Genomic DNA, 13,612 nt, shown 5'->3' on the forward strand with positions numbered 1-13,612 from the left:
ATGACTAAAATTGATTTACATGATTACGTTGCCACAGTCGAAAATTACCCAGAACCAGGGGTATCATTCCGTGATATTTCACCTTTGATGGGGAACGGGGCGGCTTATAAGCAGTCAATTGACCAAATCGTTGACTTTGCCAAGGACTTAAACGTTGACTTGATTGCTGGCCCTGAATCACGTGGTTTTATCGTTGGTTCACCATTGGCTTACGCGATGGACATCGGCTTTGTTCCTGCCCGTAAATCTGGAAAGTTGCCCCGTAAGGCAGTTTCTGCTTCCTACACGTTGGAATACGGCGGGGTTAATGAACTAGAAATTCACGAAGATGCGATTAAGCCTGGTCAACGGGTTTTGATTGTTGATGACTTACTGGCAACTGGTGGAACGATTAACGCTACTCGTAAAATCGTTGAAAAATTAGGCGGCGTAGTCGCCGGTGTGGCCTTTATCATCGAATTAGAGGACTTGCATGGTCGTGAAAAGATCATGCAAGCCGGTGATGTGCCATTCTTAGCCCTAATGGAATACTAAGATAAACAATTTTAGTGGAGAGAAGGAACCCCTATGCTAATCGGAATCGTTTTAATTTTAGCGATTAACACGATTTTAGCAATTATTACGGTCTTTCGTGAACCTGGCGATATTGCCGCTACCTGGGCTTGGATTTTAGTTTTGATTTTTATCCCAGTCTTTGGCTTTATTATCTATTCTTTTGCTGGTCGAAAGTTGTCACCACAGCGCCTGAAGGCCTACCGTGGACAAGACACTGCTGCTTTACAACGAAAAGTTAATGAACAAATTGCAAAATCGACGGTCGCTTTAAAAGATGCGACTTTAACCAAAACAAGTGAAACGGTTAAATCCAACCGGGTAAAGTCCCTGGTTACTTTATTTCACACGATCAATAAAACGCCATTGTCTTTGGGCAATGACGTGCGACTCTTTACCAGTGGTCAAGAGTTTTTCGGCCAATTGAAAGAAGATTTGAAAAAGGCCCAAACTAGTATCAACATTGAGTTTTATACTTTTTACGGGGATGAACTTGGTAATGAAATCCTAGAGATCTTAGTTGACCGAGCTAAAGCTGGCGTGGAAGTTCACGTCGTTTACGATGGTCTGGGTTCATTTGGAACGAGTGACCGCTTTTTCAACCCACTCCGTAAAGCAGGTGGTCATGTAACGCCGTTCTTGAAACGAAGCTTGAACATTATCGACTTTCAGTTGAACTTCCGTGACCACCGTAAGATTGTCGTGATTGACGGTAAAATTGGCTTTGTTGGTGGCTTTAATATTGGCGACCAATACCTTGGTCGCAGCAAGAAGTTTGGCCACTGGCGCGATACACACCTCAAAATGACGGGGTCTGGCGTTTACTTCTTACAAGGTCAGTTTATCCTGGACTGGAATGCATCAGCACCAAAGGATGGGATGGCGATTACGGCCGACCGGTACTTCCCAATGCTGACCCATGACCTTTTAGGTGAGAGCCCCTTGCAAATTGTGGCATCCGGACCAGATTCGAGTGATGAACAAATCAAGATGGGTTATATCCGCTTGATTCAGCTAGCTAAAAAGCGATGCTGGATTCAAACGCCGTACTTAATTCCAGATGACTCAACGGTTGACGCCTTACGGATTGCCGCGAATTCTGGTGTTGATGTCCGGATTATGATTCCATCCATGCCAGACCACGCCTTCGTTTACCGGGCAACCCAGTACTATGCGGCCCAGTTAGCCGAGTATGGTGTGAAGATTTACTATTACCAAAACGGGTTCTTGCATGCTAAGACGATGGTTGTTGATGATGACCTCTCTTCGGTTGGCTCGGCCAACTTTGACTTCCGTTCGTTCAAATTAAACTTTGAAATCAATTCCTTTTTGTACGACGAAAAGATTAACGACCAATTAGCCAAGAACTTTATGCGGGATGCTACTTTATCGACCCTCCAAACCCCAGCCTTGTTTAAAAAGCAGGGGCGGTGGCTGGTCTTCAAGCAGTACATCTCGCGCTTACTAGCACCAATCTTATAAAATAAAAAAGCTTTGTTTTTAACCATAAAAACAAAGTTTTTTTTGATTTATTTTTTATCTAAGACGTCTACAATCAAGGTAATTAGACGGTAACACTGGCTAATTAACGATGTAAACAGCATCATGAATTCGGTCAAAGGCCTGGTAATTTTGGTTGAGGAGGGCAGGTTTGGCTAAATTGGCGGTCTGCCAAAATGCTCTTGAATTGGTGGACCCGTTTTCTTCGCCAATGATTACTAGGTCAAAGTCCTGGTGCTGGCCGCGGAGGTATTCCAAGACCTGTAAATCGCTGTCATTAGTATCGGGGGCCCAGGCTAAAATAAAGACAGGGCTCTTTGTTGGCGATAGGGCTTCTTTGACTGCTGCCAGGGCTGATTTTTGTTCGACGTTCGTCCAGGGGTTTGGCCGTTCGTTATCCTGGCCAGCCCAGTCAAAGGAGTCAGTTGCAGTGACTTGGTTTAGCCCAATTTGACGGAGACCGGTTGAAATTAGGCCGTTGCCAGCCATTAGTTCAACGACGGGTCGGTGGCCAACCCAGGCTGCCAGGTCTTTGACCCAGGCTTGGTTAGGCAAGAACCAGAGACCAAACCGTTCGATTAACGTTTCGCGGACTTCAAAGAGAGCGTCATCTAGGGGCAGACGACTGGGGTGCTTGGTGAGGGCTGCTAAACTTTCTGGCAGGTAGGGGAGGGGCTTTGCGGGTAGCTCTTGTTGGGCTAGGTTTGCGAACGCTTCTTGGACGGCCATGATTTTTGCCGAAGCCTTGCTATCATCTTGGTAGCGGATTTTTAAGTTGTTTAAGTCAGTATCTGAAAGCATGTTTTTTCCTTGGCAAATTTGATCAAAATCCTTGGCGGTTTGGCCTGGATTTGGTACATTGAAAGAATAAGAACCTCTAGGAGAGTATACCATGGCAGACTTCAACTTAACTAAGACAGACTGGGATGAAAAATTGGCCCAATTTTTGCCAGCAGGGTACCAGGCCGAGGCAGAAGCTTTTTTAAACCAGGTTTATGCTGGTAAAACCCCGGTTTACCCGCCTAAAACAAACGTCTTTAAGGCCTTTATGCAAACGCCCTTGGCCAAGACTAAAGTGGTGATTTTAGGCCAAGACCCCTACCACCAACCGGGTCAGGCCCAAGGATTGGCCTTTTCAGTTCCAGAAGACCTGCCAGAACCACCATCGCTCCGTAATATTTTAAAGGAATTGGCTGGTGACTTGGGTCAAAGTCGGGACCACCATGACCTGACGCCTTGGGCCAACCAGGGCGTCTTGCTGTTAAATACCGTTTTAACGGTAGAAGATAGCCAGGCCAACAGTCATCAGAAATTGGTTTGGGAGAAACTGACCGACGCTACTATTCAAGCCGCTAGTCAAAGCCCACACCCAACTGTTTTCCTACTGTGGGGCAAGTCAGCCCAGGCCAAGGAAAAACTGGTCACAGGGCAACAAAACCAGGTGATTAAAGCACCCCACCCAAGCCCATTGTCGGCTTACCGTGGCTTTTTTGGGTCGAAACCATTTTCTAAAACAAACCAGTTCTTAGCTGACCGAGGAGAAAGTGGAATTAAGTGGTTAAAATAGGGACTTACCGTAATTTTTTTGCTATAATTTAAGAAAAGACCAGTTAGAATAGGAGAAATCTTAATGTCACTTTTCGACCAGTTTAAAACTCAAATTAAGGGCCAAAAAATTCGCCTTGTTTTCCCAGAAGGTGATGACAGCCGGATTCTCCGGGCAGCCGTTGAATTAGCTGCTGAAGACTTAGTGGAGCCAATTGTTTTGGGCCCTAAGGAAAGTATTGCTGCCTTAGCAGAAGCCTTGGATTTGTCATTGGACCAAATTACGGTCAAAGACATCGCAGACGTTCCGGCCAATGAAATGACTGAAATGGTCCATGCCTTGGTTGCTCGTCGCAATGGTAAGACTGACGAAGCGACTGCCAAAAAGTGGCTTCAAGATGTTAACTATTTTGGAACGATGATGGTTTACTTAGGCCAGGCCGATGGGATGGTTTCTGGTGCTACGCACCCAACCGGGGACACGGTTCGTCCAGCCCTACAGATTGTTAAGACAGTACCAGGGTCAAAGCGGATTTCTGGAGCCTTTATCATGCAAAAGGGTGACGAACGCTACGTCTTTGCTGACTGTGCCATTAACATCAACATGGATGCTGAAACGATGGCTCAAGTGGCCATCCAATCAGCTAAGACTGCTAAAGTCTTTGGCATTGATCCAAAGGTAGCTATGCTATCATTTTCAACTAAGGGGTCTGCGAAGGCGGCTGAAGTTGATAAGGTAGTAGAAGCAACGAAGTTGGCCAAGGAACAAGCACCCGACCTTGCCATTGACGGCGACTTGCAGTTTGATGCAGCGGTTGTCAACAAGGTGGCCAATGCGAAGGCTCCAGGGTCAGATGTGGCTGGTTCAGCCAACGTTTTTGTCTTCCCAAGTTTGGAGGCAGGTAACATCGGCTACAAGATTGCCCAACGTTTGGGTGGCTTTGAAGCGGTTGGCCCAATCCTACAAGGTTTGGCTAAGCCAATTTCTGATTTGTCACGGGGAGCATCAAAGGACGATGTTGTTAAGGTAGCAATGATTACTGCTGCCCAAGCCTTGGCAGACCGTTAATAGTTTTAAATTTGAATAATTGGCTGAAGAAGACGTGTGTTTGACAGCCAATTTTTTTGTAAAGACGAGTTGATTGGAGTAAGTGGTATGAATTTCTTTTTGAACCAAGGATTAGGACATGGAAATTCGGGGGTGGAACACGCTCAGTTTTACCGGGCAGAGTGTTTTACTGAAAATCAGAGCACTTACAAGTATGTTTACTCGGACCTTTTACCAGAACTTCACCAGCACATGGCTGAGTGGGACTTGGCGGAAAACCAGGTGATTGGTCTTTATGACTTTTTACTGGCTGATGACCCTGACGATTATTTGGACAATGGCTTAGCTGCCGACCAAATTCAAAAGTTTCACACGAAGAAGGTAACTGACTTAACGAAGACTGACCGGATTGAAACTAGCCAGGCGACTGGTGGGTACCAAATCCGGCGGTTGAAGGACAAGGTTTATAACGAAGAGAAGAAGCTCTTTATTGTCTCAGATGCCCAGGTTGAATTGACTAGGGAAGACCATGAGGTTTCTTGGTCAGTGACCAACCAGGCTGGTGAAACGCTGACCCAAGATATTCACTTGAAGAACTTCAAGGGCCAGGATTACTTTTTTTATACCTTTGAAGAACTGATTGATTTTTTCATTGGTCAATTAGACCAACACTTTGGCCAAAGTACTTATTACATCGACCGTGGTGCCTTCTATGACGAGGTTTTGGTCCAACGGCACCAGACTGGTAGTAATCAGCAACTAGTCGGGATTATCCACGCTAGTCACTTAGTTGAAATTGCGGATGGCCACCCACTCTTTAATAATTTCTACCAGTACATGTTAGACCACCTAGACGACTATGAGGCCGCCGTGGTAGCTACCCACGCCCAAAAGGCGGCCTTGGTTCACGACTTAGATGGGTACACAAACCCAGCTAACTTGGAAAAAATCAAGGTAATCCCGGTTGGTGGTGTTAAAAATCTTGGAACTGCTAAGAAAAAGGAAGACAAACACTTTAACTTGGTTACGGCTTCCCGTCTCCATCCTGAAAAACACATTGACCAAATCATTGATGCGGTGGCCTTGTTAGTAAAGGATGGCTACCAGCTGTCCTTTACGATTTATGGAGCCGGAGCGGAGGACAAGCCGCTTAAAGAGCAAATTAAGAAGTTGAAGTTAAAAAAACAAGTCCATCTGGGTGGGCTATCCCAGAACTTGACGAATGACTTTAAGAACTACGATATTTTTATCTCAGCTTCTTATTCAGAAGGCTTTGGTTTGACTTATTTGGAAGCCTTAGGACAAGGGTTGGCAGTGGCTAGTTATGCCAATGACTTTGGTGCTAGAGAACTGATTCACCCGGGCCAAAATGGTCACTTAGCTGACTTTGACCGAGCTGATGACAAGCGGTCTGAAAATGTTGTGAAACTAGCAGAGACAATTAAGCAGTGCTTTACTGATACTGATAAGTTGTCTGAGGGTGCGATTGAAACGGCTAAGGGCTACGATTTAGAAACGATTAGACAGTCGTGGGCAGACCTTGAAAAGGAGCTTTCATGCAAGTTGGATTAATTGATACATTGGATGAACGCACAAAGCCAGAAGTCGCCTGGTTAATTAAGCTAGTGAAGACTGGCAAATTAGCCGAACTGTGGGTGGCTACTCCGCACGAAGATGGGGTGGCGATTGCCAGTGACTTAGGCCTTGACCTGGATAAAGTTTACGACCTTTATAGTCAAAGTTACCTGTCCGAGCAAAAGGCTGGTCAAGGACTGTGGTTTTATGATTTAAAGGTTCCCAACCAGGCTCAATTGGTTGTCAATCCGGATTGGACTAGTAGTATTGCCTACCGTGGTCACCAGTTAGCCGATGTTCGTTGGTTTGCCAATTCAAAACGACTCGTTCAAGCCGTGTCTTGGCAAAACCAACAGGGTAAGCTCGACCGTAAAACGATTTACCAGCGCAATGGGGCGTTATTTGCCAAGCAGTACTTTAATAACGGCCGTTTGCTGCAGTCAGACTTTTACCTCGGCTTTGATGACGTCAAGGTTCAAGACTTTTACTTCCAAGGTGGTCGAAACTTAGTTTTAGACCAGTTCGGTGCCCGTCATCCGTCGGCTGAAGAATATTTACAGGCCGTGGTTAAAAAACGGTCAGATTGTCAAATCTGGGCCAGCAATACTGGTAGAGCCTTGTCTTTGATTGTTAAGGATGGGGTTTTGGCCTTACCAGGTGGGATTTTGAACCAAGACAAGCAAATCCGCCCTGAAATTGTAGCCGTTTTGGCTAACAATCACCATCCTGTGACGACAATCAAGGTAACCCGGGCTGACTACCAGGTATTGGAGTCGCTTGGCATCCTAGTTGATAAAGTCCAAATTTTAGATTAATTCCGTGACCTAAAGGAGGTTGCTGTGAACGTATCATTGTTGCCAGCATGGCAAGAAAATTCGAATTCAAAGTCACATTCAGATGCTAGCTTGGCATTGACCAAGCTTTTTTTGAGTGCTGACCAAGAGGTTTCCCTTACGATTCCGGCCTATTTGCCCAAATTAAGGACCTGGTTACAAGAGGCTCAGATTGAACAAGTGGCTTACTGGTCAGCTTTTGACGAGTTACAACAGGTGACTTTAACAGACCGGATACCTTTGCAACTGTCAGACTTTACCTGGCCAGCAGGGGCTCAGTTTGTCCGGATGTATGACCGGGTGGTTGTTTTAGTCGAAATGGCCCAGTATGCAACGGTCTTTTACAACTATCCTAAGGGTGACTTGATTGACCGGATTGACCTGCTCAAACACGGTAAGGTGGACCAGCAGTTAACAGTTGATGACCGGGGCTTTGTTTCCCGAGTCCTATCTTATGAAGACGGTCAAATTCGAGAAGTAACTTATTTGAGTCAAAGTGGGGCGGTAGTTGCAAAAGAAGACTACCAGCAAAAAATGGTTGTTGCCAAATTGCCAGATGGGTCACAAAAAAAGTATCAGACCTTGGCGGCCTTGGTGGAAGAATTGACCAAGGATCATTTGGCAAAAGTGAAGCCTCAATCCCTATTGGTTGGCTTGAACCGGGTTAATATGGACCTAGCCAAGCAAATTCGTAACCAGGTGGCAGTCACTTTGCTAGACTACCCACTCACAGATAGCCTCTGGCCTAAGCAAGTTGGCCAGCAAGAAATCGAACAATACGACCGTCTGGCCGGTCAGGCTGAAGTTAACGCCAGCCAACCAGCTGAATTAATGGCGCCGTTTGCCCTTGATTTGACTAAGTTCAAGGCCAATCCAAAGGGGCGGTTAGTTTGCTACTGGCGCCTTGGCGTAATGTCAGCCGACTTGGCTAACCAAGTCTTTGCCGGTTTGTTTACGATGGTGAAAGAAAACCCAAGGATGACCTTGGTGGTTGAAAATGACTTGAACCAGGTCGGTTTCGACCAGCTGTTGAAGGATAAGTTGGAACAAGCCCTAGCTGAAGCAACTGAATTGACTCAGCCAGAGGCCTTGGCCTCGCAGTTTGTTCTCGTTGGCCAGCAAGAAAAGCAGGCCAGAGATTCTTACATGGCGTCAGCGACAGTCCTACTCGACTTAGCTGACCAAGTCGACCTGTCGTTCCAGGCCCAGGCCTTGGAACACGCTGTGCCAACCGTGACCCGGTTTCAGACAGCTTACCAAGAAAAAAATGCCAAATTAGTGACTGGTTTTGACCAGGTTCAAGAAGTAGTTACCGAATTATTGGACGCCGATTACTGGCAAAAGACCCAGCAAGACCGGGCTAAAACTCAGGCTCAATTTGGTCCAAGTATGTTGGCTCAGGCTTGGTTACAAAAAGTATTTCAAAATCCCGCATTAAGACTAAGTGACCGTTAAAGGAGAAGTAGATGGCGCAATTGTCAATTTTACAAATTGGAGGAACAGATTGGACCGACCAGGTTCAGACTGATTCAATTGACTGGCACTACACAGCGACTGTTGACTTGCCTGTCTTGCTGTCCCGACAACAAGATCCTAGCTTTTTGGCCTATACTTATGTCCTCTTAACTGACCCCGTTATCGATTCGACGATGATTGCCCGTCAAGTGAAAGAATGGCCGGCTTACCGGGTGATTTATTTAGGTGACTTGACGCACTTTAATACTGAATTACAAGAGTCTTTGACTAAAAAGGGCGCCTTTTACTTTGATGAGAAGACTCCGGATGAAGTCGCCAACCGAATCTTGAAGGACTTGTACCTTGGTCAGGCTGGCTTCCCGACCCGGTTTTCAGAAAGTCAATTTATTCCGGTCACCAACTACGGCTGGCATTTGAAGCGGACGGGGCGGTTCTCAACTGCCTTTGAAGGAGACTTTGGGGCTGACTACCAGCAAATTGGAACCTTAAAAACTTTCCCTGGTGACTTTGTACCTGGTCAGGAAAACCTGATTTACGTTGACTATGACCGCAGCGGGGATGCCGAGCTGGTTTTGTGCTTTGTCTTTTACCAAAACGGGGCCTTGCAACAGTTGCAAATGATTCAGGGAAAGGGCATCGACCAAGTGACCACAATTAAGGCCCCCGCTAACTACCAAGATTACCAGCTCTTAGTCTTGGCCAAGGGCCATGGGGAAGTGGATTTGCACACCGTCCACCAACGTAAGTCTCGCCATGGTTTGGGTGACTTCTTACCTGGTGGTCACCGTGATGTGACAGAAGACGGTCAAGAAGTATTGTCATACTTCAACCCTGGTACGAAGAGGGGGCCCTTAGTGGTCGCTTTTGCTGGGACCCGTTTGCACGTAGAGGGCTTTGAATTGATGGGACCACTTGGCAACCTTGGTTACCCTTACTTGGTCTTCACGGACCCTCGAGCTCAAGGTGGGGCCTTTATGGTTGGTAATGACCAATATGAGACCCTCGTTTCTCAAAAAATTGAAGAAGCTCGGGACAGTCTTGACCTTGATAATGCCGAAATTATTTTTACGGGTTATTCGATGGGGGCCTATCCGGCTATGTATTATAGTGGCTTGATGAGCGCTTCTCACATGGTTTTGGCAAAGCCAATTGTTAACCTGGGAACCTTTACGGCCCGGGGTGACTTCGCCCACCAGGGACAAAACCGTGATTGGAACTTGGATGTCCGCTATGTTTTGACTGGTCGTTTGGATGAAAATGATACTGACAAATTAAACCAGAAGCTTTGGCGAGCTTTGGAAAACTTGCCTTGGACCGACACGGCGGTCTCATTGCTGTCAATGGACCAAGATGATTACGACGGGGCCTCTTTGCCGGAATTGTTAACGCACTTAAAAAAGAAGGGGGCCAAGGTCGACCATGAAGAAAAACATGGCCGTCATGAAGACCAAGTCGATGAAATGATTGCCTTTATCCACCAAGAAATTGAGCGGCAAGCAAAGGCCATCCGTAGGGGGGACTTGATTTAATGCAATACCAAATCTACTTGCAACCACAAACAAAGTTAATGGAGTTGCAGGGTGCAACCATTGACTTTTTGAAAGAAAATGAAGTCCACTATACGAACCACTTCTTGCCATCTGGCCAGGTGATTGCCTCGTGGACGGACTCTGCTAGCTATTTTCAGGAAAAGACAGCATCGAATTTGCCACGATTGCGACCAGGAAAGACCTATAAAGCAATTCGCCGAGTGAAAAATTCAAAGAAGATGCACGCCTATTTGGCCTGGACTTTTTTTGATGACCAGAACCAAATTGTTGCTAGCCAGTACCAAAATGGTGACCAGTTGGACTTGAAGGTTCCAGACCAATACGATCACTACCAGTTGGACTTGATGTCTGCTGGAACCGGTGATTTCACTTTTTACGAAGTGACAGTGTCTGACAAGGTTGACGGTTGGTTACTTGACGGTGACCAGAAGGTCACTGACCATTTGGGTGCTTACCTGCAGGTTCCTGAAAAAATTAATACTAAGACGTTGCGGGTCATCTTGGCTGAACCAGAATTCTTGAAACCAAGTACCCAACAGAAGCGGTTTTAGCTGCTCCGCAAGCAGTCTTGTACTTGGCAACAGACTTAGTCCACTGCCAGGACTTCTACGATGAAGGGGTCTTGGACATCGTGACCCAGGCCAAGAAAGCGGCCAAGGCTAAGGAAGTCGAATTTGTTGGTTACGGTCTTGTTTCGGCAATGGCCGCTCTCCAGTACCGTCAGGCGGTTAAGGGTGCCAAGGCGGTTATTCCTGACCCTAACCACCTTCATTTGCCAGCCGGGTATGACCGCCGGTCTGTCGGCTTGAAAGACTTCTTACAGTCACTACCACAGCAAATTAACCAGGCCCTCTCGGCTGAAGATAGTTTCTTGGTGGAACAATCCTTAGCGGAAAACCCTAGTCCAGTAATGGTGCCACTACCAAAGCAACACTTGCTCAGCCAGCTGTCTTACCCTGATTGGCCAGAGACCAAGAGAGAACGCGCGGCTCGATTAAAGGCCGAAAAGGAATCAGCTAAGCAAGAAAAGAAGTCGGCTAAGCAAAAGGACCGTCGCAGTAACAAGCGGGAACCGGTTGAGAAAAAACAGCCAGAACCGGTCTTGCCAAAAATGGCTGCTTCGACTGAGTCAAGTAGTGTGGCGTCTTCACAGACGCCAGTGGTACCGCAATTTGGTGAGCCAACAGCTGAAACAGACCACTCTGCGGTCTCAGCTAGTCAAGCGCTGGACCAAGCTGACAACCGTCAGCCAGCCAAAAATGATGGTGACCACGGTCAACCAGCCATTACCTTTGGTGATGTTAGTCAAAGTGATGCCCCTCAACTACCAGTTAGCCAGAGTATTCGTGAACCGAAGCTTGAATCAACGACCTTGGTTGATAGCCAAAGTCAAAGTGCTCAAGCCAATGCTGATAGCCGGCTGATTACTGCTGACAATCCGGCACCAACGATGAGTCGCCGGCATAAGAAGAAGGGTAAACCTGCGCCTGCCGACCAAAAGAAGCAAAAAGCGGTTCAAAAACCAGTTCAACAGCCTGCTAAGAAAAGCAAGAAAACGAACGATTCAGATGATAACCAGCTTCAAAGTTTCTTTACCCGTAGCAAAAAATAAACAGACAAAAAGCGTTAACCGCTATGGTTAACGCTTTTTTGACTGAGATAATTTTAATGGTTAGCAACCGTAAAGCGTTCGTTTTCGTGCTTAGGGTTGTGGTATTCTTCGACCAAGACTTTGGCCAATGTTGGTGGGGTTACCTTTGAAACACCAGCTTCGTTAACAAGTAAGTGGTCCTTTCCAAGCAATGGGTTTTCGTCCAATTCGTCACCTTCGCTAAAGTCGGCAGCAGGTGAAATTCCAAACCATTGTACGTTTTGAACGTTTTGCAAGAAGAGCAATTCGTAGTAGGCGTTTTCGGGAATGGCAATCCAAGCTTCAGCACCTGGTGCTTTTTTCAAGTCGTCGAGCAAGAGGTGGTCGTCATCACCAGTCATTAGTGAAGCAGCCCCCAAAATCATCGCTAACCGCGGAGACTTTTCTTCGCGGAGTTCTTTGACCAAGTGGGTGGCAACATCAACGTGGCGGTAGGCGTGGACGGGATCGATGTTAAAGGCGTTCACGACAACGTCGTAGGCCTTTAAGTCCGCTTTAGTTAGGCCAAAGACATCCTTTACTAAGGTGTTAATACCAGTAAACTTTTCCTTTAAAGCGGTTAATTTTTCTTCTGACCGACCGTTAGCGGTGACTTCATCACCTGCTGCTAGGGCTTCTTTGACAATCGCTGTTCCGGCCATTCCAGTTGCGCCAATAATTAAGACTTTCATAGTGCTCCTTTCAAGAACATTCAATTTGATTACCTGTATTTATAATAAATACAACCCAATTAAAATGCAAGGGATAAATTGAATTTGCCAAAAAGAGGCATAAAAAAAGACAGCCGGATGGCTGTCAAAAGTTTTTTAGAAGTAGGCCTTAATAAATAAATCAACGGCCAAGCCAAAGGCCAAAATACTAACAATAATCTTTAAAATCTTTTCAGGAATAATGCGGACAATCATTGGGCCGATGTAACCGCCAATGAAAAGGCCGATTCCAAGGGGCACAACTAATGACCAGTAAATATGGGATTCGAAGGCGTAAATAACAGCGGCAATCAGGTTTGAAGCCCCAAGGGACACGTTTTTCACGGCACTGTAAGATGAAAAGGACATGGTAGTGGTGGCGGAAAGAATTGCCAAGAGCATCACGCCACCGGCGGCTCCAAAGTAACCACAGTACATTCCAACTAGTAAAATACCAACGGAAACAACAACCCGGTAAACTGGTGAATGGGTATCATTTTCAAGTGATTCGTTCTTGGTCAAATTAGTAGGGGCGTTCTTACCTTTGTTAAGCTGTGACAGCAACAAAAGAGCGGCAATGGCGACAAAGAAGGGAACAACCTTTGAAAAGGTTGAAGCTGGTGCAGCCAACAGGGCCCAGGCCCCTAGAATACTTCCAAGGACTGTCAAAGGCAAAACTTTGAACAGTTCCTTTTTATGTTCGCCTAGTTCCTTATGGGAAGAAAAGGTAGCGCCTAAACCAGTCATGACTAAGGCGGCCGTGTTAGTTACGTTGGCAAAGACCGGAGGAACTCCGACGGCTAACAAAGCAGGGTAGGACACAAGGGAAGCAAGCCCTGCGGTTGTGGAAACAATCCCAGCCAAAATTCCCATTGGTAATAGGACAGCAACCATTTCTAAGTAATGATGAGTAAGCATGTATTTTCCAATCTATATGTAGTAAGTGCATAGAAAAACGGCTCTTTTAAGTAAAAAAGCCGTTTTTTCTGTATGTTGGTTAATGCCGATGACAGGGATCGAACCTGCACGGTGAAATCACCATACCGACCTGAACGGTACGCGTCTGCCAGTTCCGCCACATCGGCAACAAACAGGTTAAATTATACCCGGTCTAAAGGTGAATTACAAGTCTTGATAATCACTTTTCGCAACGTATAATTAAGGTTATTATGAGATTTTAATAATGACAATCT

13 protein-coding genes and 1 tRNA gene are annotated in these 13,612 nt (G+C 46.2%); 10 read left to right on the top strand and 4 right to left on the bottom strand.

Features of this window, described 5'->3' with window-relative positions; genetic code table 11:
• Complete coding sequence (locus AC5162_RS00325) at nt 1-534, top strand: adenine phosphoribosyltransferase (RefSeq protein ID WP_496533276.1); 534 nt, start codon at nt 1-3, stop codon at nt 532-534.
• Between the two features lie 33 nt (nt 535-567).
• On the top strand, nt 568-2,034 hold the full coding sequence (gene cls / locus AC5162_RS00330) for a cardiolipin synthase (RefSeq protein ID WP_496533277.1): 1,467 nt from the start codon (nt 568-570) through the stop codon (nt 2,032-2,034).
• A 99-nt stretch (nt 2,035-2,133) separates the two neighbouring features.
• On the opposite strand, the gene AC5162_RS00335 is transcribed toward cls, so the two are convergent.
• Nucleotides 2,134-2,853, bottom strand: coding sequence for an SAM-dependent methyltransferase (locus tag AC5162_RS00335; protein ID WP_496533278.1), 720 nt, complete (start codon nt 2,851-2,853; stop codon nt 2,134-2,136).
• 91 nt (nt 2,854-2,944) lie between these two features.
• Between AC5162_RS00335 and AC5162_RS00340 the strand changes: the two genes are divergently transcribed.
• The 8 genes from AC5162_RS00340 to AC5162_RS00375 all read left to right on the top strand — a co-directional run bounded on the left by AC5162_RS00340 (nt 2,945) and on the right by AC5162_RS00375 (nt 11,691).
• Nucleotides 2,945-3,619: a uracil-DNA glycosylase gene (locus tag AC5162_RS00340; protein ID WP_496533279.1), complete on the top strand. Its 675-nt coding sequence runs from the start codon at nt 2,945-2,947 to the stop codon at nt 3,617-3,619.
• Nucleotides 3,620-3,682: 63 nt separating this feature from the next.
• On the top strand, nt 3,683-4,666 hold the full coding sequence (gene pta, locus AC5162_RS00345; RefSeq protein WP_496533280.1) for a phosphate acetyltransferase: 984 nt from the start codon (nt 3,683-3,685) through the stop codon (nt 4,664-4,666).
• A gap of 87 nt (nt 4,667-4,753) precedes the next feature.
• Nucleotides 4,754-6,217, top strand: coding sequence for a glycosyltransferase (locus AC5162_RS00350; RefSeq protein ID WP_496533281.1), 1,464 nt, complete (start codon nt 4,754-4,756; stop codon nt 6,215-6,217).
• Nucleotides 6,202-7,035: a glycosyltransferase gene (locus AC5162_RS00355; RefSeq protein ID WP_496533282.1), complete on the top strand. Its 834-nt coding sequence runs from the start codon at nt 6,202-6,204 to the stop codon at nt 7,033-7,035. Before AC5162_RS00350 ends, AC5162_RS00355 begins: the two co-directional genes overlap by 16 nt.
• Nucleotides 7,036-7,059: 24 nt before the next feature.
• The gene (gene asp1 / locus AC5162_RS00360; protein WP_496533283.1) at nt 7,060-8,508 is read left to right on the top strand and encodes an accessory Sec system glycosyltransferase Asp1; all 1,449 of its coding nucleotides are present in this window, start codon (nt 7,060-7,062) and stop codon (nt 8,506-8,508) included.
• 11 nt (nt 8,509-8,519) lie between these two features.
• The gene (gene asp2 / locus AC5162_RS00365) at nt 8,520-10,058 is read left to right on the top strand and encodes an accessory Sec system protein Asp2 (RefSeq protein WP_496533284.1); all 1,539 of its coding nucleotides are present in this window, start codon (nt 8,520-8,522) and stop codon (nt 10,056-10,058) included.
• Nucleotides 10,058-10,630: an accessory Sec system protein Asp3 gene (gene asp3, locus AC5162_RS00370; protein ID WP_496533285.1), complete on the top strand. Its 573-nt coding sequence runs from the start codon at nt 10,058-10,060 to the stop codon at nt 10,628-10,630. Before asp2 ends, asp3 begins: the two co-directional genes overlap by 1 nt.
• A gap of 23 nt (nt 10,631-10,653) precedes the next feature.
• On the top strand, nt 10,654-11,691 hold the full coding sequence (locus tag AC5162_RS00375; RefSeq protein WP_496533286.1) for a hypothetical protein: 1,038 nt from the start codon (nt 10,654-10,656) through the stop codon (nt 11,689-11,691).
• Nucleotides 11,692-11,744: 53 nt separating this feature from the next.
• On the opposite strand, the gene AC5162_RS00380 is transcribed toward AC5162_RS00375, so the two are convergent.
• From AC5162_RS00380 to AC5162_RS00390, 3 genes are all read right to left on the bottom strand, one after another.
• Nucleotides 11,745-12,401 (bottom strand): NAD(P)-dependent oxidoreductase, encoded by a 657-nt coding sequence (locus AC5162_RS00380; protein WP_496533287.1) that lies wholly within the window; start codon nt 12,399-12,401, stop codon nt 11,745-11,747.
• Between the two features lie 135 nt (nt 12,402-12,536).
• A complete protein-coding gene (locus AC5162_RS00385) occupies nt 12,537-13,337 on the bottom strand; it encodes a sulfite exporter TauE/SafE family protein (RefSeq protein WP_496533288.1) in 801 nt (266 codons plus the stop codon).
• Between the two features lie 83 nt (nt 13,338-13,420).
• Nucleotides 13,421-13,504, bottom strand: a tRNA-Leu gene (locus tag AC5162_RS00390).
• Nucleotides 13,505-13,612: the final 108 nt, after the last annotated feature.

Source organism: Fructobacillus sp. ChS1-6f1-1-27, from assembly GCF_059579415.1.

Coding starts and splice junctions, on each gene's coding strand:
- AC5162_RS00325 (WP_496533276.1), top strand. CDS start 1: ATGACTAAAATTGATTTACATGATTACGTTGCCACAGTCGAAAATTAC.
- cls (WP_496533277.1), top strand. CDS start 568: ATGCTAATCGGAATCGTTTTAATTTTAGCGATTAACACGATTTTAGCA.
- AC5162_RS00335 (WP_496533278.1), bottom strand. CDS start 2,853: ATGCTTTCAGATACTGACTTAAACAACTTAAAAATCCGCTACCAAGAT.
- AC5162_RS00340 (WP_496533279.1), top strand. CDS start 2,945: ATGGCAGACTTCAACTTAACTAAGACAGACTGGGATGAAAAATTGGCC.
- pta (WP_496533280.1), top strand. CDS start 3,683: ATGTCACTTTTCGACCAGTTTAAAACTCAAATTAAGGGCCAAAAAATT.
- AC5162_RS00350 (WP_496533281.1), top strand. CDS start 4,754: ATGAATTTCTTTTTGAACCAAGGATTAGGACATGGAAATTCGGGGGTG.
- AC5162_RS00355 (WP_496533282.1), top strand. CDS start 6,202: ATGCAAGTTGGATTAATTGATACATTGGATGAACGCACAAAGCCAGAA.
- asp2 (WP_496533284.1), top strand. CDS start 8,520: ATGGCGCAATTGTCAATTTTACAAATTGGAGGAACAGATTGGACCGAC.
- asp3 (WP_496533285.1), top strand. CDS start 10,058: ATGCAATACCAAATCTACTTGCAACCACAAACAAAGTTAATGGAGTTG.
- AC5162_RS00380 (WP_496533287.1), bottom strand. CDS start 12,401: ATGAAAGTCTTAATTATTGGCGCAACTGGAATGGCCGGAACAGCGATT.
- AC5162_RS00385 (WP_496533288.1), bottom strand. CDS start 13,337: ATGCTTACTCATCATTACTTAGAAATGGTTGCTGTCCTATTACCAATG.